Source organism: Ramlibacter sp., from assembly GCF_035554825.1.
Taxonomy (GTDB): domain Bacteria; phylum Pseudomonadota; class Gammaproteobacteria; order Burkholderiales; family Burkholderiaceae_C; genus Ramlibacter.
Map to the genome: position 1 here is coordinate 62,279 of NZ_DATMHS010000130.1, position 23,775 is coordinate 86,053.

The 23,775-nt window shown below is 70.8% G+C and carries 29 protein-coding genes; 12 read left to right on the forward strand and 17 right to left on the reverse strand.

The features are described from left to right. Positions 1 to 18: 18 nt before the first annotated feature. Complete coding sequence (locus tag VNT59_RS16035) at positions 19 to 372, reverse strand: EF-hand domain-containing protein (protein WP_325499874.1); 354 nt, start codon at positions 370 to 372, stop codon at positions 19 to 21. Positions 373 to 510: 138 nt separating this feature from the next. Here VNT59_RS16035 and VNT59_RS16040 point away from each other — a divergent pair, with 138 nt between their 5' ends. After that, a complete protein-coding gene (locus VNT59_RS16040) occupies positions 511 to 1,077 on the forward strand; it encodes a cob(I)yrinic acid a,c-diamide adenosyltransferase (RefSeq protein ID WP_325499876.1) in 567 nt (188 codons plus the stop codon). A gap of 106 nt (positions 1,078 to 1,183) precedes the next feature. Here VNT59_RS16040 and VNT59_RS16045 read toward each other — a convergent pair whose 3' ends face one another. Continuing rightward, entirely contained in the window at positions 1,184 to 2,497 is a 1,314-nt protein-coding gene (locus tag VNT59_RS16045; RefSeq protein WP_325499878.1) for a solute carrier family 23 protein, read from the reverse strand. 100 nt (positions 2,498 to 2,597) lie between these two features. Here VNT59_RS16045 and VNT59_RS16050 point away from each other — a divergent pair, with 100 nt between their 5' ends. After that, positions 2,598 to 4,640 (forward strand): acetoacetate--CoA ligase, encoded by a 2,043-nt coding sequence (locus tag VNT59_RS16050; protein ID WP_325499880.1) that lies wholly within the window; start codon positions 2,598 to 2,600, stop codon positions 4,638 to 4,640. 13 nt (positions 4,641 to 4,653) lie between these two features. On the opposite strand, the gene VNT59_RS16055 is transcribed toward VNT59_RS16050, so the two are convergent. The 8 genes from VNT59_RS16055 to VNT59_RS16090 all read right to left on the reverse strand — a co-directional run bounded on the left by VNT59_RS16055 (position 4,654) and on the right by VNT59_RS16090 (position 10,167). Beyond that, positions 4,654 to 5,544 carry a DMT family transporter gene (locus tag VNT59_RS16055; protein ID WP_325499882.1) on the reverse strand — a complete coding sequence of 297 codons (891 nt, stop codon included), beginning with the start codon at positions 5,542 to 5,544 and terminating at the stop codon, positions 4,654 to 4,656. Between the two features lie 41 nt (positions 5,545 to 5,585). Further along, positions 5,586 to 6,074, reverse strand: a complete 489-nt coding sequence (locus tag VNT59_RS16060) for a BON domain-containing protein (RefSeq protein ID WP_325499884.1) — start codon at positions 6,072 to 6,074, stop codon at positions 5,586 to 5,588. After that, positions 6,071 to 6,520 (reverse strand): MarR family winged helix-turn-helix transcriptional regulator, encoded by a 450-nt coding sequence (locus VNT59_RS16065; protein WP_325499886.1) that lies wholly within the window; start codon positions 6,518 to 6,520, stop codon positions 6,071 to 6,073. Before VNT59_RS16065 ends, VNT59_RS16060 begins: the two co-directional genes overlap by 4 nt. Next, on the reverse strand, positions 6,517 to 7,026 hold the full coding sequence (locus VNT59_RS16070) for a flavin reductase family protein (protein WP_325499888.1): 510 nt from the start codon (positions 7,024 to 7,026) through the stop codon (positions 6,517 to 6,519). The genes VNT59_RS16065 and VNT59_RS16070 overlap by 4 nt, the downstream gene beginning before the upstream one ends. A gap of 113 nt (positions 7,027 to 7,139) precedes the next feature. Then, positions 7,140 to 7,715, reverse strand: coding sequence for a hypothetical protein (locus tag VNT59_RS16075; protein ID WP_325499890.1), 576 nt, complete (start codon positions 7,713 to 7,715; stop codon positions 7,140 to 7,142). A gap of 125 nt (positions 7,716 to 7,840) precedes the next feature. Then, entirely contained in the window at positions 7,841 to 8,260 is a 420-nt protein-coding gene (locus tag VNT59_RS16080) for a universal stress protein (protein ID WP_325499892.1), read from the reverse strand. Positions 8,261 to 8,332: 72 nt separating this feature from the next. Next, positions 8,333 to 9,154 carry a metallophosphoesterase gene (locus VNT59_RS16085; protein ID WP_325499894.1) on the reverse strand — a complete coding sequence of 274 codons (822 nt, stop codon included), beginning with the start codon at positions 9,152 to 9,154 and terminating at the stop codon, positions 8,333 to 8,335. A gap of 50 nt (positions 9,155 to 9,204) precedes the next feature. Further along, positions 9,205 to 10,167, reverse strand: coding sequence for a LysR family transcriptional regulator (locus tag VNT59_RS16090; protein WP_325499934.1), 963 nt, complete (start codon positions 10,165 to 10,167; stop codon positions 9,205 to 9,207). Between the two features lie 117 nt (positions 10,168 to 10,284). Here VNT59_RS16090 and VNT59_RS16095 point away from each other — a divergent pair, with 117 nt between their 5' ends. Together VNT59_RS16095 and VNT59_RS16100 are read left to right on the forward strand one after the other, a co-directional pair. Next, positions 10,285 to 10,707 carry a hypothetical protein gene (locus VNT59_RS16095; protein WP_325499896.1) on the forward strand — a complete coding sequence of 141 codons (423 nt, stop codon included), beginning with the start codon at positions 10,285 to 10,287 and terminating at the stop codon, positions 10,705 to 10,707. Between the two features lie 16 nt (positions 10,708 to 10,723). Then, entirely contained in the window at positions 10,724 to 10,894 is a 171-nt protein-coding gene (locus VNT59_RS16100; protein ID WP_325499898.1) for a hypothetical protein, read from the forward strand. Between the two features lie 124 nt (positions 10,895 to 11,018). On the opposite strand, the gene VNT59_RS16105 is transcribed toward VNT59_RS16100, so the two are convergent. After that, positions 11,019 to 12,869, reverse strand: coding sequence for a phosphoenolpyruvate carboxykinase (GTP) (locus tag VNT59_RS16105; protein WP_325499900.1), 1,851 nt, complete (start codon positions 12,867 to 12,869; stop codon positions 11,019 to 11,021). Positions 12,870 to 13,148: 279 nt separating this feature from the next. Here VNT59_RS16105 and modA point away from each other — a divergent pair, with 279 nt between their 5' ends. From modA to VNT59_RS16120, 3 genes are read left to right on the forward strand one after another with little or no spacing between them, the layout of a single operon-like run. Beyond that, on the forward strand, positions 13,149 to 13,910 hold the full coding sequence (modA, locus tag VNT59_RS16110; protein WP_325499901.1) for a molybdate ABC transporter substrate-binding protein: 762 nt from the start codon (positions 13,149 to 13,151) through the stop codon (positions 13,908 to 13,910). A 14-nt stretch (positions 13,911 to 13,924) separates the two neighbouring features. After that, positions 13,925 to 14,593 (forward strand): molybdate ABC transporter permease subunit, encoded by a 669-nt coding sequence (gene modB, locus VNT59_RS16115; RefSeq protein ID WP_325499904.1) that lies wholly within the window; start codon positions 13,925 to 13,927, stop codon positions 14,591 to 14,593. Further along, positions 14,593 to 15,690, forward strand: a complete 1,098-nt coding sequence (locus VNT59_RS16120) for an ABC transporter ATP-binding protein (RefSeq protein ID WP_325499906.1) — start codon at positions 14,593 to 14,595, stop codon at positions 15,688 to 15,690. Before modB ends, VNT59_RS16120 begins: the two co-directional genes overlap by 1 nt. Here VNT59_RS16120 and VNT59_RS16125 read toward each other — a convergent pair. Together VNT59_RS16125 and VNT59_RS16130 are read right to left on the reverse strand one after the other, a co-directional pair. Next, entirely contained in the window at positions 15,678 to 15,830 is a 153-nt protein-coding gene (locus VNT59_RS16125) for a hypothetical protein (protein WP_325499908.1), read from the reverse strand. The genes VNT59_RS16120 and VNT59_RS16125 overlap by 13 nt on opposite strands. A gap of 64 nt (positions 15,831 to 15,894) precedes the next feature. Next, positions 15,895 to 17,094, reverse strand: coding sequence for a threonine ammonia-lyase (locus tag VNT59_RS16130; protein WP_325499910.1), 1,200 nt, complete (start codon positions 17,092 to 17,094; stop codon positions 15,895 to 15,897). A gap of 103 nt (positions 17,095 to 17,197) precedes the next feature. Between VNT59_RS16130 and VNT59_RS16135 the strand changes: the two genes are divergently transcribed. Beyond that, positions 17,198 to 19,498, forward strand: a complete 2,301-nt coding sequence (locus VNT59_RS16135; protein ID WP_325499912.1) for an ATP-binding protein — start codon at positions 17,198 to 17,200, stop codon at positions 19,496 to 19,498. Positions 19,499 to 19,545: 47 nt separating this feature from the next. Here VNT59_RS16135 and VNT59_RS16140 read toward each other — a convergent pair whose 3' ends face one another. Both VNT59_RS16140 and VNT59_RS16145 read right to left on the reverse strand, forming a co-directional pair. Next, positions 19,546 to 20,211: an aspartate/glutamate racemase family protein gene (locus VNT59_RS16140; protein ID WP_325499914.1), complete on the reverse strand. Its 666-nt coding sequence runs from the start codon at positions 20,209 to 20,211 to the stop codon at positions 19,546 to 19,548. Between the two features lie 133 nt (positions 20,212 to 20,344). Then, positions 20,345 to 20,545, reverse strand: coding sequence for a hypothetical protein (locus tag VNT59_RS16145; RefSeq protein ID WP_325499916.1), 201 nt, complete (start codon positions 20,543 to 20,545; stop codon positions 20,345 to 20,347). 156 nt (positions 20,546 to 20,701) lie between these two features. Here VNT59_RS16145 and VNT59_RS16150 point away from each other — a divergent pair, with 156 nt between their 5' ends. The 4 genes from VNT59_RS16150 to VNT59_RS16165 all read left to right on the forward strand — a co-directional run bounded on the left by VNT59_RS16150 (position 20,702) and on the right by VNT59_RS16165 (position 23,042). Beyond that, positions 20,702 to 21,553 (forward strand): GNAT family N-acetyltransferase, encoded by an 852-nt coding sequence (locus VNT59_RS16150; RefSeq protein WP_325499920.1) that lies wholly within the window; start codon positions 20,702 to 20,704, stop codon positions 21,551 to 21,553. 72 nt (positions 21,554 to 21,625) lie between these two features. Beyond that, complete coding sequence (locus VNT59_RS16155) at positions 21,626 to 22,213, forward strand: hypothetical protein (protein WP_325499922.1); 588 nt, start codon at positions 21,626 to 21,628, stop codon at positions 22,211 to 22,213. A gap of 358 nt (positions 22,214 to 22,571) precedes the next feature. Beyond that, the gene (locus VNT59_RS16160; RefSeq protein WP_325499924.1) at positions 22,572 to 22,730 is read left to right on the forward strand and encodes a hypothetical protein; all 159 of its coding nucleotides are present in this window, start codon (positions 22,572 to 22,574) and stop codon (positions 22,728 to 22,730) included. A 45-nt stretch (positions 22,731 to 22,775) separates the two neighbouring features. Then, positions 22,776 to 23,042, forward strand: coding sequence for a hypothetical protein (locus VNT59_RS16165; RefSeq protein WP_325499926.1), 267 nt, complete (start codon positions 22,776 to 22,778; stop codon positions 23,040 to 23,042). A gap of 49 nt (positions 23,043 to 23,091) precedes the next feature. Here VNT59_RS16165 and VNT59_RS16170 read toward each other — a convergent pair whose 3' ends face one another. Together VNT59_RS16170 and VNT59_RS16175 are read right to left on the reverse strand one after the other, a co-directional pair. Then, entirely contained in the window at positions 23,092 to 23,322 is a 231-nt protein-coding gene (locus tag VNT59_RS16170; protein WP_325499929.1) for a DUF3820 family protein, read from the reverse strand. Beyond that, a partial coding sequence (locus VNT59_RS16175; protein ID WP_325499932.1) for a nucleotidyltransferase family protein occupies positions 23,319 to 23,775 on the reverse strand: 457 nt, incomplete at its 5' end. The genes VNT59_RS16175 and VNT59_RS16170, both read right to left, overlap by 4 nt.

Here is a 23,775-nt window from a genome sequence, read left to right on the forward strand (position 1 = left end):
CAGGACCCGGCGCGGCGTTCACTTCAGCGCTTCGTCGAATTCGGCGCTGGAGATCGAGCCATCCTTGTTGTTGTCGTAGCGATCGAAGACGCGCGCCAGTCCGGGCCAGACGGCGGCTTCCTGCGGGCTGAGCTCGCCGTCGCCGTCGCTGTCGGCGCGCCGGAAGGCATCCTGCACCTCCGCCATGCTCCAGCGATTGTGCGGAATGGCTGCCGGCGCCGCGGGACTGGCGCGGTGCGGGGAGGTCACGGCCGGCCGGGCCGGCTGCGGGGGTTGAGAACGAGCCGGCAGGGGGCCCATGAAAACGAGCGAGGCGAACAGCGCGACGCTGCACGATTCGAAATCGGGAAGGCGGTACTTTTTCGCGACCATCGGTCCGTTGGAAGTGGAGGACCGCACATTCCAACGGAGCTTTGACGACAACGCGAGCAGTATTGCCTCCCGTTTCCTTTGATGCATTCGGTTGGATGGCTGACGCACAATCGACGTTTCGCGGCAGAAAGGATCGGCATGGGCAAGCGCCTGACACAAATCGCCACCCGAACCGGGGACGACGGCACCACCGGACTGGGCGACAACACCCGGGTGCCGAAGCACAGCCTGCGCGTGCACGCGATGGGGGAGGTCGACGAGCTCAATTCGCATATCGGCCTGCTGCTGTGCGAAGAATTGCCGCCCGACCTGCGCCCGCTGCTGGTCGAGATCCAGCACCAGTTGTTCAACCTCGGCGGCGAACTGTCGATTCCGGGCTTCGAGCTGCTGCAGGCGCAGGCGGTACTGGCGCTGGACGAAGCGCTGGCGGCGCACAACGAACCGCTGCCGCGGCTGCAGGAGTTCATCCTGCCGGGCGGCAACCGTGCCGCCTCGCAGGCCCACATCTGCCGCACCGTGGCGCGCCGGGCCGAACGCGCGGTGGTGGCGCTGGGCGCGACCGAGGCGCTGCGCGACACGCCCCGGCATTACCTGAACCGGCTGAGCGACCTGATGTTCGTGCTCGCCCGCGTGCTCAATCGCATGCACGGCGGCGACGACGTGTACTGGAAGAGCGAAAAGCTGCGGCGCTCGCAGCACGAGTGAGGCCTGCCCGGGTGAGCCCCGGGCCAGCCGTTCGCTTCCCCTGGGCACAGCCGAGGGCGCGGCCCGCGCCCGTTGCCCCGAGCGGTGTGAAACCGGCGGCGCCGGCTCAGGCCGCCCGCTGCACCTCGGAGGCCGCCACCGGGGCCTGCCGGTTCAGCAGCGCGTACAGCAGGATCGCGCCGAAGGTCGCGGTGCCGATGCCGCCCAGTGCGAAACCGCCGAACTTCAGGGTGAAGTCGCCGGTGCCCAGCACCAGCGTGATCGCCGCGACGATCAGGTTGCGGTTCTGCGAGAAGTCCACCCGGTTGTCGACCCAGATCTTGGCGCCGGCAATGGCGATCAGCCCGAACACGACGATCGAGACGCCGCCCATCACCGGCAGCGGAATCGCCTGGATGACGGCGCCGAACTTGGGCGAGAAGCCCAGCACGACCGCGATTGCCGCGGCGCACACGAACACCGCCGTCGAATAGATCTTGGTGGCGGCCATCACGCCGATGTTCTCGGCATAGGTGGTCACGCCGGTGCCGCCGGCGGCGCCGCTGATCACGGTGGCCACGCCGTCGCCGATGAATGCCCGGCCGATGTAGCGGTCGAGGTTGCGGCCGGTCATCGCCGTGACCGCCTTCAGGTGGCCCAGGTTCTCCGCCACCAGGATGATGGCCACCGGCACGATCAGCGTCATGGCGCCGGTGTCGAACACCGGGGCGGTGAAGCGCGGCAGGCCGATCCAGGCGGCGGCGGCGATGCCCGACAGGTCGATCGGCTTGCCCAGCCCCAGCCCGTTGGCCAGCAGGGCATAGACGACGGTCGCGACCACCAGCCCGACCAGGATCAGCAAGCGCTGCACCATGCCGCGCGTGAACACCGCCACCAGGCCGACGCACAGGAAGGTCACGGCCTGCATCCAGGAATCGAAATTGCTGGCCGCCATGTTCTTGATCGGGATCCCCGCCAGGTTCAGGCCGATCACGGCCACCACGGCGCCGGTCACCACCGGCGGCATCAGTCGCTCGATCCAGCCGGTGCCCGACGCCTGCACGATCGCGCCGATGACGGCGTAGACGACGCCGCAGGCGATGATGCCGCCCAGCGCCACCGCGATAGTGCCGTTCGGCCCCTTGCCGGCGTACGCCGTGGCCGCGATGACGACGCCGATGAAGGCGAAGCTCGACCCCAGGTAGCTGGGCACCTTGCCGCCCGTGATCACGAAGAAGATGAGCGTGCCGATCCCGCTCATGAGGATGGCGATGTTGGGGTCGAAGCCCATGAGGATCGGCGCCAGCACCGTGGCGCCGAACATGGCGATCACGTGCTGCACGCCCATGGCCGCCGTCTGCGGCCATGGCAGCCGCTCGTCGGGCGCGATCACGCCGCCCTGGTGCAGAACGGCCGAAGATTTTTCCGTCCACTCGAACATTTCCCGCTCTCCTTGTTGTTGGCCCGTCCGATGCTAGGGGGAACCCGGATGCGGCACAAGAGGCGGTGACGCTCGCGGCGCCCGCCGCTAAGCTCGCTGCATGAGCGCCCCTTTCGTTCCCCAGATCCGCCGCTACCAGGATTGGCTGCGCGAGACCCGCGGCCTCGCGTTCGACAGCTACGAGGATCTGTGGCGGTGGTCGGTCAGCGACCTCGCCGGCTACTGGGAAAGCGTGTGGGCGTACTTCGACCTGCAGTCGCCCACGCCGTGGCGCGCCGTCCTGGCCGAGCCGAAGATGCCGGGCGCGCGATGGTTCGAGGGCGCCCAGTTCAACTACGCGCGCCAGGCCTTGCGCCACGCGGAACCGGCCCACGCTGCCGGCCTGCCGGCGATCGTCAGCCGCAACGAGCGCGGCCAGCACCGCGAGCTCGGCTGGCGCGAGCTGCGGCGTCAGGTGGCCGCGCTGGCCTTGCAGCTGCAGGCCCAGGGGGTGCGTCCCGGCGACCGCGTCGCGGCCTACCTGCCGAACATTCCCGAGGCGATGGTTGCCTTCCTCGCGGTGGTGAGCATCGGCGGGATCTGGAGCATCTGCGCGCCAGACATGGGGACCAACGCGGTGCTGGATCGCTTCCGCCAGATCGAGCCGAAGGTGCTGATCGCCTGCGACGGCGTGACCTACGGCGGCCGCGACATCGACCGCAGCGCCGTGGTGGCGCAACTGCGCGCCGCGCTGCCGACCGTCGAACACCTGATCCTGCATCGCGAGCTGGGGCTGCCGGCGCCGCAGCTGCAGGCGCTGCAGCCCTGGACCGATTTTGGCGCCGCCATCGCGCGCGACGACGCCGGCACGGCGGCGTTCGAGCCGATGTGGCTGCCATTCGACCATCCGCTGTGGATCGTCTATTCGAGCGGGACGACGGGCCTGCCCAAGCCGATCGTGCACGGCCACGGCGGCACGGTGCTGGTCGGGCTCGCGCTCAAGCGGCTGCACAACGACATCGGCTGCAGCTACGACCCCAACAACTTCGGCGAACGCTTTCACTGGTACAGCTCCACCGGCTGGGTGATGTGGAACTGCCAGGTCAGCGGCCTCCTGGACGGCACCACCTGCTGCCTCTACGACGGCAGTCCGGCGCATCCGGACTGGACCACGCTGTGGCGCTTCGCGTCCGACCTGCGCGTGACGTTCTTCGGCGCCGGCGCGGCGTTCTACGCCAACTGCCTCAAGGCCGGCGTGGACCTGCGCGAATGCGGCGACCTGCGCTCGGTGCGGGCACTGGGCGTCACCGGCTCGCCGCTGTCGGAAGAGGCGCAGCGCTGGGGCAGCAGCCAGTTCGAGCGGATCGGGACCAGGGACATCTGGTGGGCCAACATCTCGGGCGGAACCGATTTCGCCGGCGCGTTCATCGGCGGCAACCGCGAACTGCCGGTGGTCCCCGGCGAAATGCAATGCCGCCTCCTGGGGTGCGCGGTCGAAGCGTGGGACGAGGCCGGCCGCCCGGTGACCGACGAGGTGGGCGAGCTGGTGTGCAGCCGGCCGATTCCGTCGATGCCGCTGTATTTCTGGGGCGACCGCGATCAGGAGCGCTATCTCGCCAGCTACTTCGACATGTACCCCGGCGTGTGGCGGCATGGCGACTGGCTGAAGATCACGCGCTCGGGCAGCTGCATCATCTACGGGCGCAGCGACGCCACCATCAACCGCTACGGCCTGCGCATGGGCACCAGCGAGCTGTACAGCGCGGTGGAAGCGCTGCCCGAGGTGCTGGACTCGCTGGTGGTCGACCTGGAATACCTGGGGCGCGACAGCTACATGCCGCTGTTCGTCGTCCTGCGCCCGGACGTGCAGCTCGATGCCGCGCTGCGCGGGCGCATCAACGACGCGATCAGGACCGCGCTCTCGCCGCGCTTCGTGCCGAACGAGATCATCGCCGTGCCGGAGGTGCCGCGCACGCTGTCGGGCAAGAAGCAGGAACTGCCGATCAAGAAGCTGCTGCTCGGCCAGCCGATCGAGAAAGTGGTGAACCGCGATGCCATGGCGAATCCGGCAGCGCTGGACTGGTATGTCGCTTTCGCGAGCCGTCGGGCGCGGCCGGCAGCAAGCCTTGACGGCGCGGGCGCCCCGCCGCCGCCGCGTCGCTAGCGGCCGCGCGCGGCTACGTTCGCCGGTTCACCAGCCACAGGCCGGCGCCGACGCCGGCCAGGGCCAGCACCAGCTGCGGCGTCAGGGGCTCGTGCAGCAGCGCCACGCCGAACACCAGCGCGAACACCGGCGTGAGGAAGGTGAACGAGGACATCTTGGTGGCCGGGTAATGCCGCAACAGCCACATCCAGGTGAGATAGCTGGCGAAGGCGCCGACCGCCGTCTGCAGCGCCAGCGACACCCAGCCGAAGGCGGAATACTGCAGCGACCACGGCTCGCCCAGCGAAAGCGACAGCAGCGGCGACACCAGCGCCGTGACGGCCACCTGGTAGAACAGCGTCTTCTCGGCGCTCGCCGTCGCCAGCGCGGTGGCGCGGATCACCAGCGTCGTGAGGCCCCACAGGACCCCGGCCGCCAGCGCCAGCGCGTCGCCGCGCCACTGGCGCGTCGTCATCGTGCCCGACAGGCCCTCGCCGAAGGCGAGGGCGACGGCCGCGAAAGCGATCAGCAGTCCGAGCCACTGGATGGGGCGCAACTGTTCGGCCGGCACGAATCGGGGCAGCAGCACCGCGACCACGAACGGCGAGGTGTAGAGAAACACCGTCAGGCGCGACGCCGTCGTGTCGCGCAGCCCGAGATAGATGCAGCTGAATTCGCTGGCGAACAGCACGCCCGCCAGCAGGCCGGCGCGCAAGGTGCCGTCGCGCGCGAACAGCGGGACGCCGCGCGCCCCGCACCACAGCCACAACAGCAGCGTCGCGCCGGCAAAGCGCAAGGCCGCCTGCCACAAGGGCGGGACTTCGGCCGTCGCCTTGATCAGCACCTGCTGGCCGCCCCAGAACAGGCAGCAGGCCAGCAGCAGCGAGACGGCCAGGGTGTCCAGATGCTGTTGGCGGGCTCTCATCGGTGCGATCGTAGCCGGGCGGGGCGCGGGCGCCGGCCCGGCTAGCGTTCGAGCCGCCGGTAGGTCGGCGGCCGGCCGGGACCGACGTCGAGCGTCGTCACCACGGCCTGCACGCCGTCGATCGCCTTGACGTCCGCTTCGATCGCCAACGCCTGCTGCGGCGAGGCGACGCAACCTTGCAGGAAGACCCACTGGCGTTGCACCGTGACCCAGACGCTGCTGCCGGTGAGCCGCGCCGAGCCGTCGAGCGCGGCGCGGACCCGCTCGCCGAGGGCGCGGTCGCCGCGATAGATGTTGCTGTCGGCACAGCGGCCGGCCAGCCAGCAACTCGTGCCGCGCTCGATGCGGTCATGGGCCTCGCGGCGCTGCTCCTCCTGCGTCAGCAGGGGACCGGCCGGCGTCGGACAGTCCGGCACGTCGGCGGACGCTTGCCAGAAGGGGTCGTCGAACCAGTTGCGCCGCTCCTGGGCGATCGCGCCGCCGCCGGCGAGCAGCGCCAGGAGCAGCAGGCCGGGCGCCAGCACCGTCATCGCTCGTCCGAAGGCCGCGCCAGCCTGACCAGCAACCGCTTGAGCGCGGCCTGTTCGGCGGCGCCGAGCGTGCGCAACATGTCCGCCTCATGGGCCCGCGCGCGCTCGACGAGCGGCCGCACCAGGCGTTTGCCCGCGGCGGTCGCCTGCACCAGCGTGCGGCGCTGGTCGGCACGGTCGGCCTGCAGCGTCACCCAGCCCTGAACCTCCATGCGCTGCGCCAGCTTGGTCACCGTCGGCTGCTTGGCCAGCACCTCGTGGGCGAGCCGGCTCACGGCGAGCGGCTGGCCGTCGTGCAGCGTCGCCAGCACCCGCCATTCGATCGGGCTGAGACCGGCCGCCCGCACGTGGGCATCGAAGTCCTTGTGCAATGCGTGGTTGGCCTGGTCCAGCAGATAGCCCAGGTAATCGTGCACGAAGCGCGGCTCGGGCCCGTGCGGCTTCACAGCGGGTGCTCGGTGTAGAAGCGGCCGCCGTGGAACAGCAGCGGCGAGGCGCCCGGCCGCCAGCTGCAGCGCTCGACCTCGCCGACGAAGATCACGTGGTCGCCCTCGTCGTAGCGGCTGCGGTTGAAGCACTCGAAGGTCGCCGCCGCGCCGGCGAGCAGGGGCGCCCCCGACGGGCTCTCGGTGTACTGCACGCCGGTCCAGCGGTCGGCGCCCTTGAGCGCGAAGCGCTCGGCCAGCAGCTTCTGGTCGGCCGCCAGCACGTTGATCACGTAGTGGGATCCGGCGCGCAGGGCCGGCAGCGAGGCGGCTGCCTGCGACAGGCTCCACAGCACCAGCGGCGGCTCGAGCGAGACCGAGTTGAACGAGTTCGCGGTGAGGCCGATGGGCAGTCCCTCGGGCGTGCGGGCGGTGACGATCGTCACGCCGGTCGCGAACATCCCCAGGGCGGCGCGGAATTCGCGGGCCGAGAAGCTCGGCGGCTGGGCTTGGCTGGGCCGGGTCATGGAGCGGGGCAATGCATGAAATTTCATGCATTATGGTCCGGGCGCCGGCCCCTCGCGGCAGCGGGGCCGCCCCCCGTGCGGCCGGGGAAGGGCAGCGCGTGGGACGGCGACGGCTACTTGCCGGGCGGGAAGGACGACGCCAGCGGGCCGGGGGCGGGCGGCAGCCGCAGCGTTTCGCGCAGCGCCGACGCCCGGTCGGGGTCGTACTGTCCTTCGGCGCGTGCCAGCACCTGCCCGTCGCGATCGATCACCAGCACCGAAGCGTGGGCCATGCCGGAAAGGCCGGCCGCGCGGATGAACTGGTCGCGATCGATGAACACCGGCACCACCCGCGAGCCTTGCGGCGTGCCGCGGTGGCTGGCGCGGATGCGGCCTTCGACCGCGCGGCGCTCGTCCTCGGTGCCGGGGTCGTTGAGCACCGGCATCTTGACCCAGTTGATCGCATCGTCCTGATCGAGCCGCAGTCCGCGGATCCAGCTGTTGATTTCGCCGCGGTGGCTGCGATCGAACCCCACCAGGGCCAGCACCCGGTCGGTGTGCGGGCCGGCCGGCTGGCCGAGCCGCTGCGCGGCCGGCGAGGGCAGACGCCCCATCAGATTGGTTTCGCTCGGCGTCACGACGGCCAGCATCAGCGCTCCCATGGCGGCCGCCAGCCAGGCGAGCGTCGGTGTCCAGAGCGGCGTTCCCATGGCGGCCTCCTTCGCGTGAGGATCCAGTGTTTCACAGGCCGCGCGCTGCAGCACGTCGCACGTGTAAAGAACCCTGGTGAGGTGTAGCGTTCAGGTAAAGCTCAGCCGTGCGGCCACCGGCAGCGCTAACGCACCAGCAACACCGGTATCGCGCAACGGGCCAGCACCTGCGTGGTGACGGAGCCCATGACCAGGCGCCCCAGCGCGCCATAGCCGTGCGTGCCCATGACCACGAGGTCGTAGCCGCCGTCCTCGGCGAACTTGGCGACGGTCTCGCCGGCCGGGCCGGTCTTCCACGCGCTGGTGGCCTGGAAGCCGCGCCCGTGCAGCCGCTCCAGCGCGGGGCCGAGCACTTTCTGCGCTTCCTCCTGGTGGTACTGGTGGGTCGCGCCGGCGCCGACCGCCGATGCGGCGTGCGCCGGCAGCGGTGCCTGGGCATTGAACACGGTGTAGTCATGGCGCTCGTCGAAGAGCGGCTGCCGGCTCACGTATTCGAGCATCTTGCGCGTGTAGTCGCTGCCGTCGACGGCGAGCAGGATCTTCATGGGGGTGGCTCCTGGTTGTCCCGTGCACGCTAGCATGCGCCGACGGCGGCGCGGGTCGGACAAGTCCGCGTCTCAGCCGCCGGGCACGGTGAGCACCAGCTGCTCGCGAAAGCCCTCCTGCTCGCCCTTGGCCGCATAGCCCAGCGTGTTGGCCACCACCCGGCAGCCTTCCGCCAGGTAGTCCTGCTGCCGGTGCAGGTGGCCGTGCAGCCACAGCTGCGCGCGCGGCAGCAACTCGTCGAGCGAATTGCAGAAGGCGGCCGTGCCGGGCACCAGCCCATAGCGCGGGTCGGCGCTGCGCAGGCTCGGTGCGAAGTGGGTGACCACCACCGTGGGGCCGTCGAACGGGACGGCGAGCGCCGCCCGCAGCCAATCGATGCACAGCAGCCCCTGTTCGCGCCAGCCCGCCGCCAGCCACGGCAGGCCATCGCGGGTGGCGCCGGTCTTTTGCAGGTAGAAATTGGCCGCCCGGAACGCCTTCTCGCGCCGCTTGAGCACCTGGGTGAGCCCGGCGGCGCGGTCGGCCGGCGTCACCAGCGCGTCGAAGTCGGCCCACAAGGTCGTGCCGACGAAGCGCACGCCGCCGATGGTGAGCACTTCGCGCTCCAGCCAGGTGATGCCCAGCCGCTCGCAGGTTTCGCGCAGCCGCCGGTGGGTCGCCTCGAAGTCGAGGTTGTCGTACTCGTGATTGCCGGGCACATAGAGCACCGGCACCGGCCAGCCGGCCCTGGGCGAGAAGCGTTCGAGGCCGAAGTCGTCGCCGGTGAGCCGGCTGCCGTTCTGGTACGAGCCGATGTCGCCGGCCAGCACCAGCAGGTCGGCCTCCGGTGCCGGGGCGGGCTCGAAATGGGGATGGACTTCGAGGTGCAGGTCCGACAACAGCTGGATTTTCACCGGGCCGATTGTGCCGGGGCCGCCCGCCAGCGGGGCGACGCCGGCGCCGCTCAGTCGCGGTGGGCGAACGCCTTGCGCGCCGACTCGGCGACGGCCGTGCGCAGCCACGCGTGGTCGCTGCGCTGGCTCTGCCGGCGATGCCACAGCGAATGCACCAGCACCGGCGGCAGGTCGAACGGCAGCTCGCGCAGCGTGAACTCGTGTTCCATGCCGGTCACATCGACGAAGTGGCGCGGCAGCACCGTCACCAGGTCGGAGGTCGCGACCACCCGGCCGGCGGTGAAGAACTGGTTGACGGTCAGCACCACGCGCCGCTGCCGGCCGAGCGAGGCGAGCGCCTCGTCGACGAAGCCGAACGGGCGGCCGGTGAAACTCACCCGCAGGTGGCGCGCCTCGCAATAGCGCTTGATGGTGAGTGGGCTGCGCGCCAGCGGGTGGCCCTTGCGCATCACGCACACATACTCGCCGCCGAACAGCCGCTGGTGGTCGAAGGCCGGCAGGCGGCCCGCCTGCTCGTGGCCGGTCAGTTCCGCCAGCACCGCCGGAAAGAAGCCCACGGCCAGATCCATCTCGCCGTCGTCGAGCAGCCGGCGCGGGTCGCGGGTCGACAGCGGCAGCACGCGCATCGAAACGCCGGGGGCCTCGCGGTCGATGATCTCGACCAGGCCCGGCATCAGCTCGGCGGCGGTGGCGTCGGCCATTGCCAGCACGAAGGTGGTGTTGGCGTGCGCCGGCACGAAGTCGCCCGGCGAGAGCGAACTCTCGATCTGGCGCAACGCGTCGGCGATCGCGGGCCACACCGCCAGGGCCTTGGGCGTCGGTTCCACGCCATAGCCGCTGCGCACCAGCAGCTTGTCGCCCAGCGCATCACGCAGGCGGTTGAGCGCATTGCTCACGGCCGGCTGCGTCATCGCCAGGCTGCTGGCCGCGCGCGTCAGGTTGCGCTCGGCCATGACCTGGTCGAAGACCCGCAGCAAGTTGAGGTCGAGCGTGCGGAAGTTCGGACTTTTCATCAATGTCATGAATGATTGTCATCATGAATCTAAAGTATGAAAATACTAGTGAAAACCCTAATATTCCGACATCGGTAGTCGGCATCTCGCCGCAAGCCTTCAAGAGGGAAGAAAACCATGACTGCATTTGCCCACGTCCAGCACCCCACCCAGCACCCCGGCGTGATCCGCATGGAACGCGCCGGCCGCAACCTGCGCCAGGTGTTCCACGACGCCACCCGCAGCAGCGCCACCTTGCTGCTCACGGCGATGGTCGCCGCGCTGCTGGTGGTCGCCAACCAGGTGATCGACACCTGGAGCGAGGGCCACCTGCTGGCCGCCTGGATCGCGATGTGGGCGGTCGCCTTCGCCGGCATGGCGCTGCTGGCGGCGCCGGCCAAGCGCGCTGCCGTCGCCCTGGGCGCCGGCCTCAAGCGCTGGAATGCCACCCGCCGCCAGGCCGCCGAGGACCGCGCCCTGTGGCAGCTGGCCCAGACCGACAGCCGAGTGATGGCCGACCTGACCTGCGCGATGGGCCGGGGCGACCGCGCGTACTTCTGACGCCGAGGGAACGGCCATGGTGACCCACACCAGCTGGTTGAGCCCCGTGGTGCGCCGGCTGCCGGCGCGGCTGGTGGCGACCCTGGACGCCTGGTCCTATCGCATCGCCCTGCAGCGCGCCGAGCGGCGCCGGGCCGCCGGACAACGACGGGCGCAGGTCCTGGCCCAGCAGCGCAGCGGCGCCTGAGCGGACCGCCACCAACAAGAACAGCCACCTGCGGGTGGCTGTTTGCTTTGGGCCGGTGACAGGCGACAAGCCCGGCGCTGGCCGTCCGGCCCTTCCCGTGGTGCGGCCGGGGCCGGCCGGCGCGTCAGCCAGCGAGGCGCCGCTCGATCTCGGCCTTGGCAGCCGTGAGTTCCGCCGGCAGGTGGTGGTGGAGTTGCCGGAACAGCTCGGTGTGCAGCTGCAGCTCCTGCTGCCAGGCGGCGCGGTCGATGCTGGTGACGGTGTCGAACTGCTCGGGTGTGAAGTCGAGGCCGTCCCAGTTCAGGTCCTGGTAGGCCGGGCTGACGCCGAACACGTGCTCGCGGCCCTGGCCCTTGCCTTCGATGCGGTCGATGATCCACTTGAGCACGCGCATGTTCTCGCCGTAGCCCGGCCACACGAACTTGCCGTCCTCGCCCTTGCGGAACCAGTTGGTGGTGTAGATCTTCGGCAGGGTGCTGCCGGTGGCGGCCAACGCGCGACCCAGGTCCAGCCAGTGCTGGAAATAATCCGACATGTTGTAGCCGATGAAGGGCAGCATGGCGAACGGGTCGCGCCGCACCACGCCCTGCTGGCCGGTGGCGGCCGCGGTCGTCTCCGAACCCATGGTCGCGGCCATGTACACCCCTTCGGTCCAGCTGCGCGCCTCGGTCACCAGCGGCACCGTCGTCGAACGGCGGCCGCCGAACACGAACGCGTCGATCGGCACCCCGCCCGGGTCGTCCCATTGGGGGTCGAGCACAGGGTTGTTGGTGGACGCCACGGTGAAGCGCGCATTCGGGTGCGCGGCCTTGGCGCCGGTGTCCCGGGCGATCTGCGGCGTCCACTCCTTGCGCTGCCAGTCCAGCGCGTGCGCCGGCGCCGGCCCCATGCCTTCCCACCATACGTCGCCGTCGTCGGTCAGCGCCACGTTGGTGAAGATCACGTCGTGCTCCAGCATCTTCATGCAGCTGGGGTTGGTCTCCATGTTGGTGCCGGGCGCGACGCCGAAGTAGCCGGCTTCCGGGTTGATCGCATACAGCCTGCCGTCGGCGTGCGGCTTGATCCAGGCAATGTCATCGCCGATGGTCGTGACCTGCCAGCCGTCGAAACCGGGCGGCGGCACCAGCATGGCGAAGTTGGTCTTGCCGCAGGCCGAGGGAAAGGCCGCGGCCACGTGGTACTTCCTGCCCTGCGGGCTGGTCACCCCGAGGACCAGCATGTGCTCGGCGAGCCAGCCCTGGTCGCGGCCCATGGTGGAGGCGATGCGCAGCGCGAAGCACTTCTTGCCCAGCAGCGCATTGCCGCCGTAGCCGGAGCCGTACGACCAGATCTCGCGGGTTTCGGGATAGTGGACGATGTACTTGGTCTTGTTGCAGGGCCAGGCGACGTCCTGCTGGCCCGGCTCCAGCGGCGCGCCCACGGTGTGCACGCACGGCACGAAGTCGCCTTCGACGCCGAGCACGTCATACACGGCCTTGCCCATGCGGGTCATGATCTTCATGCTGACCGCGACATAGGGGCTGTCGGAGAGTTCGACGCCGATGTGGGCGATCGGCGAGCCGAGCGGCCCCATCGAGAACGGCACCACGTACATCGTGCGGCCGCGCATGCAGCCGCGAAACAGCGGCTGCAGCGTGGCCCGCATCTCGTCCGGCGCGACCCAGTTGTTGGTGGGGCCGGCGTCTTCCTTGTGCTGCGAGCAGATGAAGGTGCGGTCCTCCACGCGCGCCACGTCGCTCGGATCCGACCAGGCGATGTAGGAGTTGGGCCGCTTGGCCGGATTGAGCTGGCGCATGGTGCCGGCGGCCACCAGCTGGCCGCACAGCCGGTTGTATTCTTCCTGCGAGCCGTCGCACCAGTAGATGGTGTCGGGCTCGCACAGGGCGGCCATGTCGGCGACCCAGGCGATCAGGCGGGCGTTCTTGACGTACGCTGGGGTGTTCAGGTTCAACCCCTGCATCAAGGGAGAGTTCATCAAAGCTCCTGGAAGTGAAAAAACGATTTCAGAAAGGAGGAGCAGCGCTGAGCGCTCGCCTTTGTGAAATCGGGCTTTGCTCAGCCGTTCGGATCGGTCGCGGGGTCGGCAACGGGTCGGGCGCGAGGGCGGTGTCTCGCGCGGCGCCGGCGGCTGGGGGAGCCAATTCTGTCAGTGACCATCGGCTACCACAGCCGGAGAATGATGCAAAAAATGCATGACTTTATGCGAATGAGTGGCAACCGCTCGGCTGATGGCCGGGGGCCGCGGCGGCGCTCCATGCTGGGTCTGCTCGGGCTCGCCACGGCTGGCTGGGCCCTGGCGACCGGGGACCGAGCCGGCGCGGCTCCGCCGATCCGCGTCGCGGCGGCGAGCGACCTCAAGTTCGCCCTTGCCGACTGCGTCGGCCAGTACCGGCGGCAGAGCGGGCAGACGGTGCAGGTCACGTTCGGCTCCTCCGGCCAGTTCGCCCAGCAGATCCGGCACGGGCTGCCGGTGGATCTGTACCTGGCCGCCGACGAGGCCTATGTGTCGATGCTGGCCGAAGCCGGCCTGACCCGCGACGCGGGCGCGGTCTATGCGCTCGGCCGGATCGCCGCGCTGGTGCCGGCATCGTCCAAGCTCGTGCTCGACCCCGGCCTGCAGGCGCTGGGCACGGCCTCGCCCGGCATCCGCGCCTTTGCCATCGCCAACCCCGAGCACGCGCCGTACGGACGGGCGGCCCGGCAGGCGCTGCAACGGCTGGGCCTGTGGGAGCCGCTGCGGGCGAGGCTGGTGCTCGGCGAGAACGTCGCCCAGGCCACCCAGTACGTCAGCAGCGGGGCGGCGCAGGCCGGCATCACGGCGCTGTCATTGGCGCTGGCGCCGGAAGTCGCGCAGCGCACGCGCTGCCTGGCGCTGCCGGCCGAGCTGCATGACCCGATGCGCCAGCGGATGGTCCTGCTGCGCCGCGCCCGCCGCGAGGCCGCCGGCTTCTACGACTTCATGCAGGGCCCGGCCGCGCGCGCCATCCTGCAACGCCACGGCTTCGCGATGAGCTAGGGGACAATGGCGGCATGGATTGGCCGGCCGCCCGGGTTTCGCTGCTGTTGGCGCTGCTGACCGCGGCGCTGCTGCTGCCGCCCGGCATTGCGCTGGCGCGCTGGCTGGCGCTCACGCGCTGGCGCGGCAAGCCGCTGGCCGAGGCCTTGCTGATGCTGCCGCTGCTGCTGCCGCCGACCGTGATCGGTTTCTATCTGCTGGTGGCGTTGGGGCAGGGCTCGGCGCTCGGCGCCTGGCTGGCGCGGCATCTGGGCCTCCAGCTCGTCTTCAGCTTCGAGGGGCTGCTGTTGGCCAGCCTGCTGATCAACCTGCCGTTCATGGTGCAGCCGATCCAGCGGGCGTTCGGGGCGATTCCGCAGTCGCTGCGCGAGGCGGCGTGGGTCTGCGGGCTCAGCCACTGGCGCACCTTCACGCGGATCGAGCTGCCGCTCGCCTGGCCCGGGCTGGTGTCCGGCGTGGCGCTCACGGCGGCCCACACCCTGGGCGAATTCGGCGTGGTACTGATGGTGGGCGGCAGCATTCCGGGCCAGACCCGCACCCTCAGCATCGCGATCTACGACCGTGTGCAGGCCTTCGACCTGGCAGCGGCCCACGTCATGGCGCTGGTGCTGGTGCTGTGTTCGCTGGTGGCCGTGGCCCTGGTCTTCGCCGCCGACCGGCGCCGGCCGCTGCAGGAGCGTTGATGGCCACGCTCGCCGTCGACGTCCGCAACGCCAGCCCGATGCATCTCGACGCGCGCTTCGACTGCGCCGCCGGCGAGATGGTCGCCCTGGTCGGGCCGTCGGGCAGCGGCAAGACCAGCCTGCTGCGCGCGGTCGCCGGCCTGCTGCGCGGGCGCACCCTGCGCGGCCGGGTCGCCGTCGGTGACGAGGTGTGGTTCGACAGCGAGCGTGGGATCGCGCTGGCGCCGCAGCAGCGGCGCGCCGGCCTGGTGTTCCAGCACTACGCGCTGTTTCCGCACCTGACGGCCCTGCAGAACGTCGCGATCGCCTGCCGCCGCGCCGAGCCGCCCGATTGCCGCGAGCTGTTCGCCCGGCTGGGGCTGGGCGGTCTCGAGCACCGGCGGCCGGCGCAGCTGTCCGGCGGCCAGCAGCAGCGGGTGGCGCTGGCGCGGGCCCTGGCCGGCGAGCCGAGGGTGCTGCTGCTGGACGAGCCGTTCTCGGCCGTGGACGCGCCGGCGCGGCAGGCGCTGTACCACGAGCTGGCTTCGCTGCGGCAGAGCCTGTCGACGCCGATGGTGCTGGTCACCCACGACCTGTCGGAAGCGCGCCGGCTGGCCGACCGGGTGGTGATCGTCGATGGCGGCGCCAGCCTGCAGTCCGGGCCGCCGGCTCAGGTGTTCGCCAGCCCCCGCAACGCCCGGGTGGCGGAGCTGGTCGGCATCCAGAACCACTTCCGCGGACGCTTCCACAAGCACGAGCCTGGATGGGCGCGCCTGAGCTGGGGCGAGTCCGCCGAGGTGGCGCTGCGCGTGCTCGACAAGGAGCGGATCCCGGACGGCTCGTCGGTGACCTGGGTGATCGCGGGGGAGGGGGTGGACCTGCTGGCCGAGGCGGCCGGTCAGGAGAACGCCATCCGCTGCGACATTGCCGAGCAATTGGCGCTGGGGGAGACCAGCCTGTGCACGCTGCGACCCCATGGGTTGCCGGGCGAGCAGGTGACGCTCAATCCGGCGACGGCGCAGTTGCGCTCACTGGGCGCGCGGGTGGGCGGGACGCTGTGGCTGCGGATCGCGCCGGAGGCGATCCACATCATGCCGGTGAAGAATCAGGCGACGTAGATCGCGATGAAGGCCAGCAGGAACATCAGCAGGCCACCGACGACCGGCAGCACGACCGGAACGACGTGCACCACGGCCTCGACGGGATCGGCGGCCTCGTGCTCGGTGCCATGGGTCTGGGTCACGGGGGTGGTGGACATGCTCTCCTCGGTGGCGATTCGCAAAAGCTGCAGATTCTAGCCCGGCGCTGCCGGCGCCGCGGGGCTACTGCTCGACGGCGGGAAAGCCCGCCCGGTGCAGCGCGTCCAGCACTGCCTGGATGTGCTCGCGGGCCCGCGTCTGCAGCACCATCTCGATCTCGACGTTCTGGGCTGCCAGCAGGGTGAACGCCCGCTGGTGGTGCACTTCGTCGATGTTGGCGCCGGCCTCGCTGACCACGGCCGTGATGCGGGCCAGCGAGCCCGGCACGTCGCGCGCGCTCACCCGGATGCGCGCCAGGCGGCCGGCCCGGACCATGCCGCGCTCGATGATCGCCGCCAGCAGCATCGGGTCGATGTTGCCGCCGCCCAGCACCAGCCCGACCTGGCGGCCGCGAAAACGCTGCGGATCCTTCAGCATGGCGGCCAGCGGCGCGGCGCCGGCGCCTTCCACCAGGGTCTTCTCGATCTCCAGCAGCATCACCAGCGCCTGCTCGATGTCGCCCTCGTCGACCAGCACCAGGTCGTCGACGCAGCGCTCGATGATCGTTCGCGTCAGCGTGCCCGGCGTGCCGACGGCGATGCCTTCGGCGATGGTGCTGGTGCCCTGGGGCAGCGAGGCGTGCTTCACGGCATTGAACATGTTCGGAAACCGCAGGGTCTGCACGCCGATCACCTCGATGTCCGGCTTGAGCGCCTTGGCCGCCACGGCGATGCCGCTGATCAGGCCGCCGCCGCCGACGGCGACGACCAGCGTGTCCAGGCTCGGCACCGCCTCCAGCATCTCGATGCCGACGGTGCCCTGGCCGGCAATGATCGCCTCGTCGTCGTACGGATGCACGAACACCAGCTGCTGCGCTTCGGCCAGCTGGAGCGCGTGGGTGCGGGCTTCGTCCAGCGTTTCACCGTAGAGCACGATCTCGGCGCCGAAGCTGCGGGTGCGCTCGACCTTCACGCCCGGCGTGAAGCAGGGCATCACGATCACCGCGCGCAACCCCAGCCGCTGGGCGTGGTAGGCCACACCCTGCGCATGGTTGCCGGCGCTCATCGCGATCACGCCGCGCCGCCGTTCGTCGGCTGTCAGCTGGGCCAGCTTGTTACAGGCGCCCCGTTCCTTGAACGAGGCGGTGAACTGCAGGTTCTCGAACTTGAGGAAGACCTGGGCCCCGAGGGTGCTGGACAGGGTGCGCGACTCGACGCACGGCGTGTTGAGCACCTGCCCCTGCAGGCGGGCCGCCGCGGCCCGGATGTCGGCGATCTGGATCATGGCGGCATGGTACGCCGCCGAAAGTTGGCGATTCACGACAGGCGGCATCTTCCACGGACCCTGAACTCGCGTTATCGTCTGCTCCGCCAAGAGGGCTTCCGCCATGGTCAAGCGATCGGTCGACGTGCAGCTGCTTCCCTCACCGGGTCTGAAGGACGCGCCGGTGCTGGACCTGATGTGCTCGCATTTCGTGCTGACGCTGGCGGCCAAGCAGGGCAGCAAGTTCAACGTGCGCCGCGACCTGAACGGCTTGCTGTCGCTGGCCGGTCGGCACCTGGTGTGGCCGGCGCCGGCGCTGGCGCGCCTGCGCGAGTTTCTCGGGCGCCGCTGCAAGGACAACGAGTTCTGGCGCGGCCACGAGCAGCTGTCGACGCGCGACTTCCTCGAGCGCCACGGGGTGTGGCGTGGCCCGTATGAGGAAGGCACGCTGTTCTTCTACCTCGACGAATACGCGAAGGACCAGCCGCGCGACCTGCTGTCGGTGCTCACCGTCACCGGCGACTGGCTGACGCAGGCGTTGAAGAAGCAGTCGACGCTGGTCGAGAAGAACATCGACGCGCTGTCGGGGCTGCTGCAATTGAACCGGGCCGAGCGGGCGCTGCTGCTGTACGGCACGCTGGCACGCTACCAGCGCGACCTGCGCAGCCTGCTGGTGGAATTCAAGGTCAACAACGCGCCGGAAGCCTATGCGGCGATCGCCGACATCGCCGGCGTCAACGCCGCCGAGGTCGGCGAGGCGTTGCGGGCCGGCTCGCGCCTGGAGCGCATCGGGCTGGTCGAGAACCTCATTTCCGAGCACAACATCACCGACCTGGCCGACCTGATGAAGGTGAGCGAGAAGCTGCCGCCGGTGCTGATGCGCGAGTACCGCGACCAGGCCGAGCTGATGGCGGTGTTCACCCGGCCCTCGGCCAAGAGCAGCCTCGGCCCCTCGGACTTCGCGTTCGTGCAGGAAGACGCGCAGGTGCTGTCGGCGCTCCTGCGCAACGCCGTGGCGCGCAAGGAGCCGGGCGTCAACGTCCTGCTGTACGGGCCGCCGGGCACCGGCAAGACCGAGCTGGCGAAGGTGGTGGCGCAGGCGGCGGCGCTGGAGTTGTTCGAGGTGGAGTACGCCGACCGCGACGGCAACTCGCTGTCGGGCCGCGACCGCTACCGGTCGCTGCAGATCGCGCAGGTATTCCTCAAGGGCAGCGCGCAGGCGGCGCTGCTGTTCGACGAGGTCGAGGACGTCTTCCCGCCGATTTCCAACGAGGCGGCGCAGCTGATGGCGCGCGCCGAACAGATCGTGGCGCCCACCAGCGGCAGCGTCAGCGGCAAGGCCTGGGTGAACCAGATCCTCGAATCCAATCCGGTGCCCACGATCTGGGTCACCAACCGCATCGAACAGATCGACCCCGCGTTCCGGCGCCGCTTCGCCTATCACCTGGAGCTGAAGTCGCCGCCGCCCGGCGCCCGCGAAAGCCTGGTGCGCAAGACGCTCGAAGGAGTCGCGGTCTCCGAGGGCTTCGTGGCCAAGCTCACCGGGCGCAAGGGCCTCACGCCGGCCCAGATCCGCACGGCGGTGCGCTTCGCCGGCCTCGCGGCCAACGAGGGCCTGACGGTGGAAAGCCTGATCGAGCGGCAGTTGCGCAATTCGGACCAGGCGCTGGGCACCCGGGCGCACGAGGGCGGCGTGCGGCCCAGCGTCACGACCTACGACCTCGACATGCTGAACGTCGAAACCCGCTTCGAGGTGCCGCGCATCGTGCAGGCGCTCAAGGCGCGCGGCCACGGCACCCTGTGCTTCTACGGCGCGCCGGGCACCGGCAAGACGGCGCTGGCCGAGCACATCGCGCGCATGCTGGACAAGCCGCTGCTGGTCAAGCAGGCCAGCGACCTCATGAGCAAGTTCGTCGGCGAGACCGAGCAGAACATGGCGGCCATGTTCCGCGAGGCCGAGAGCGAGAAGGCGATCCTGCTGCTCGACGAGGCCGACAGCTTCCTGCAGGACCGGCGCGGCGCGCAGCGCACCTACGAGGTCACCGAAGTCAACGAGATGCTGCAGGGCATGGAGCGCTTCCACGGCATCTTCGTGTGCACGACCAACCTGCTGGACCGCATCGACCAGGCGGCGCTGCGGCGCTTCACATTCAAGATCAAGTTCAAGCCGCTGAGCGCGTCGCAGCGCGAGCGGATGTTCGTCACCGAAGCGCTGGGCGCCGACGCCGCGCTGCTGACCGACGCCGTCCGCGCGCGGCTGGCGCGGCTCGAGCAGATCTGCCCGGGCGACTTCGCGGCCGTCAAGCGGCAGGTCGACATCCTCGCGGCGCAATTCACGCCCGACGAATTCCTCGAGCAGCTCGAAGCCGAGCACCGGATCAAGCCCGAGGTGCGGGAGGCCCGCAACATCGGCTTCCTGCGCTGATTCGCGCCGGCTGAAGCGGCCGCGGCCCGCCGGCGCCGGCCCGCGGATCAGAGACTGCGCGCGGCGCTCACCAGGCTGGCGACCGCCAGTGGCGGGCTGACCAGGCACCTGGCCTGGTCGGCGGCGGCCAAGCGCGGCAGGACCCGCGCCATCGAGGCCTGGGCCAGCACCACCACCTCGGCCTCGCCGGCCGCCTCGGCCAGTGTCGCGGCGACCAGGTCGTCGTGGCCGGCGCGGTCGCCGGCCATCAGCGCTTCGTAGGCACCGGCGGCCAGCTTCGCCTGCACCGTGACGGCGCGGCCCTGGGCCAGCGCGGCCTGCGCCAGCAGGTCACAGGTGGGGCGCAGGGTCGACGCCAGCGTGGCCGCCACCGCGATGCGCGGCCCGCGTTGCACTGCCTGCGCCGCCATCGCGGCATCGACGCGGATCACGGGAATGCCCAGCTCGCGCGCGACCGGCTCGCACAGCTCGCCGATCGAGGAGCAGGCGTTGAGGATCAGCTGGGCGCCGCCGTCGCGCGCGATGCGCGCGTACTGGCGCCAGCGCGGCGCGATCTCTTCGACCCGGCCGCCGTTCTCCCGCAGCTGCGGCAGCACCGAGTCGTCGAGGATGTTGGTGATGCGCGCCTGCGGCAGCTGTTCGGCGATCAGGCGGGCGAACAGGTCCACCGTCGCCGGCGAGGTGTGGATGACGGCAAGGCGCAGAGGGCTCATGGGCAAGCTGGAAATGGCTTTGGCGGGGCGGCGATCGGGCAGTCGGCCGGCGGCAACCGGACGCAAGCCGGATGATGGCACGAGCCGCAGCCCTTGCTCGCGCACGGCGGCCGGGATGGCCAGCGGCCCGGCGCTACTGGCGGCAGCCGCCGCGACAGCGGTAGTTGGTGCCGGCGCCCACCTTGAACGTCCGCAGGAAGGCACGCGGGCGGTGGGTGCCGCAGACGAAGCAGCTCATCATCCCGACCGTGGGTCCGAAGACCGATCCCGGCTGCTTGGAGCGGTAGCGCAGGCCGTCGGGGTGGATACGGGTGGTCTGGTCCGGGAGGTACATCTGGTTCTTCCTTGTGCGGTCGGCCGCCATCCTCGGTCAGGCGGCGCGGCCGCTCGTGCCGGACAAGGCCGCCTGCGGCTGCCAGACTCAGCCGCAGGAACGTGGCAGGCGACGCCGCGCTGGCAGTCGCCGCGGCGGCGCGCCGATACTTGGGCGATGCGCGAGTCGTTCACCCTGCTGCCGGCCGACGAGGTGTCGCCGGTCGACCTGCACGCGGCCTTCGGCGCCGCCTTCGCCGATTACCTGCTCGGCCCGTCCGACCTGCCGTTGACGCAGTGGCCGTCGTTCATCGCCCGCCAGTGCGTGCGACTGGACGCCAGTCGGGTGGCGCTGGCCGGCGGCGAGCTCCGCGCCTTCGCCCTGGCGGCGCCCCGGCCCGACCAGCCGCGCTGGCGGCTGGGCACGATGGGCGTGGTGCCGGCTGCTCGCGGCAGCGGCGCCGCGCAGATCCTGCTCGACGACTTCATCGCCCGGGCCGGCGCCGCGGGCCAGCGCGGCGTGGAGCTCGAATGCTTCGCGCAGAACCAGCGGGCGCTGCGGCTGTATGCCAGCCGCGGCTTCGAAGTGGTGCACGCGCTGCACGGCTACCGCGGGATGCCGGTGGTCGGCGCCGAGGAGACCAGCCAGGCGCCGGTGCAGGCGGTGGCGCTGGCGGACGCCTTCGCCTGGCTCGACGCGGCGGGCCGGTGCGACGCCGCCTTGCCGCTGCAGGTCATGCCGGCTTCGCTGCGGGCGCTGCCGGTGCACTTGCAGGCCTGGCGCAGCGGCCGCGCCCAGCTGATCGCCAGGGCCGCGCCCGGCGGCACGGTCACCGTGCACAGCCTGGTCGACCAGGACGGCGCGCAGGCCGCTGCCGGGCGCCTGCTGCGAGAACTCGCGCAGCGCTTCCCGGGACAGCCCGTCTGGGTGCCGCAGTTGCAGCGCGAAGACCTCGGCGGGCTGGCGCTGCAGCGGCTCGGATGGCAGCGGTTGCCGCTGCACCAGGTCCTGATGCGCAAGGACTGGTAGCCGGGACGCACCCGGCGCCTGGCCCGGCGGGTCCTTGTTGCTGAGATCAACGGAGCTTTATCATCTGGTTCCATGCAAGCAGGCCCACGCGACGTCGCGCAGATCCGGCTCGAGAACGCGTTGTCGCTGTTCGAGGAATTCGTCCGCAATACGGTCAAGGACCCCGATGCCGCCACCTTGCGCGGCCTGGAACGGCGCTTCGCCGAGCGGCTGCAGATCCAGCCGAGTTACTGGAGCCAGATCAAGAGCCGCTCGCGCCAGATCGGCGAGCGGCTGGCACGCCAGTTCGAGCAGCTGTGCCGCAAGCCACCGGGCTGGATGGATCTCCCGCACGGCCCGAACGCGCCCCAGGCGCGCCCGCAGCCGCCGTCGGGCGCCGCCGGCCCCGGCGACGACGCCCAGCCGCGCGACGACGACGAGCGCTTCATCGTCGGGCTGGTGCTCACCTATTACCGGCGCCATCCGCAACGAGCCCGCACCCGGTTGCTGGAGCTGCTCGGCGAGGTGCTGATGCCCGCCGCGCCGGCGGCCGGCCCGCCGCCAGGCAATCGTGCCAACGGCGGCGCCGCCCGGCCGCCGGCGCCGGCACCGACCGACGACCCGCACAGCCTCTGGCAGCGGTCGCAGGCCGGCGTCGCGCCCCTCAAACCCAGGCGCTGACGGCCGGGCCTGTCGCGGCCGCGAGACAACGCGCGCACGCCGCGTGCCGATTTCACTTGCGCAAGATAATCAAAGCTTTATCATTTGCGCAAGCCGACGCCCGCGTCGGCGAGGCCCATCCATCAACCCAGCCCGCATCCATGTCCGTCATCGCCCTGTTCATCCCGGTTGCCGCCCGCGCTTCGTGCCCGGTCGGCGCACTGTCGGTGAACCGTGGCACGAAGGCTCGTGGCACGCGTGGACACGACCCCCGGGGCGGCGCACCGCCGGCTTGCTGACCAGCGCAAGCGGTGCGAACGGCCCGGTGGCAATTGCCCCGGGCCGTTTTGCTTCCGGCCCGACCAAGGAGAACGCTTTCATGACACCGATCCTGTCCTGCAACACCTTCGTGCCACGCCGTTCGGGCGTGGCCGCCGCAGCTGCCGCCCACCCGGGCGGCCGTTCGGCGCCGCTCGCGCCGCGGTCGCTCCGCCGGCTGCGCCGCGAGATCGGCCACCCCGAGCCCCACAGCCCCTGAATCCCGGCCGCGCCCAAGGACGCGCGGCCGCCACCGGAGACTTCGATGACCAAGACCTTGAGCTGGACCCGCGTGGACGCGGGCCCTCCCGCGAGCGCCGTGCTGCTGCACCTGCTGGCGCGTGTGCTGCAGACGGCGAGCGATGCTCTGACCCGGCTGGCCACGCGCCTCAGCGCGGCCGACGACGTGCTGGCGCTGCCGCCCGGCAGCGTGGAGTTCCATCCGCTGCACCGCGAGGCCGGCGCACCGGAAGGCGCGCTGTACGTCGACGGCGTGCTGGTGGGCGTGATCCCCGGGGTGCACCGGCTGTGACCACGCGCCGGCGGCGGCGCACGGTCGCCGCCGCCGGCCGGGCCGCGCATCACGCCCGCGGCGCCGGGCCCGCACGCAGCGGCGCCAGCAGGTGCTGCAACCCGTTGTGGTCGATCTCGTGCATCAAGGCCAGCAGGCGCCCGACCTCGCCCGGCGGAAAGCCCTCGCGCGCGAACCAGTTGAGGTAATTGCCCGGCAGGTCGGCGATCAAGGTGCCCTGGTACCTGCCGTAGGGCATCGCCACCTGCAGCAGCCGCAACAGCGGGTCCGGCCGGGTCACAGCGTGCTCGCGATGCGCAGCCAGGGCCAGCGCGCCCGGTACGACCGCGCCTTGCGCTCGAACAGGGCGCGATGGTCGGTCAGCGGATTGCGCGTGAGCACGCCCTGGTACAGCAGGGACAGGCCGTTCGGCGCATACAGCTCCCACCCACCCGCCGCGAGCGGACGCAGCCCGACGCAGGTGGCCGGCACCAGGAAACGGTCGATGCCGTCGCGGGCGCTGCGCAGCGCCGGCGAGGGGTGGCCGAAATGCGCGTGGTACCACAGATGCACCCGGGCCTGGTTCTTCGCTTCCACCTCGAGCCCGAGGTCGCCCAGCACGCCATCGACGCGCTTTTGCACCGCCTGCTCCGCGGCGGCGCTCAGGTCGCCGGGATCGAAATAGAAGATGTCGTAGTCCCTGATCTGCGCCTGGGGGGCGGCGCCGCTGCGCAGGTTCCACACGGTCTGGAAC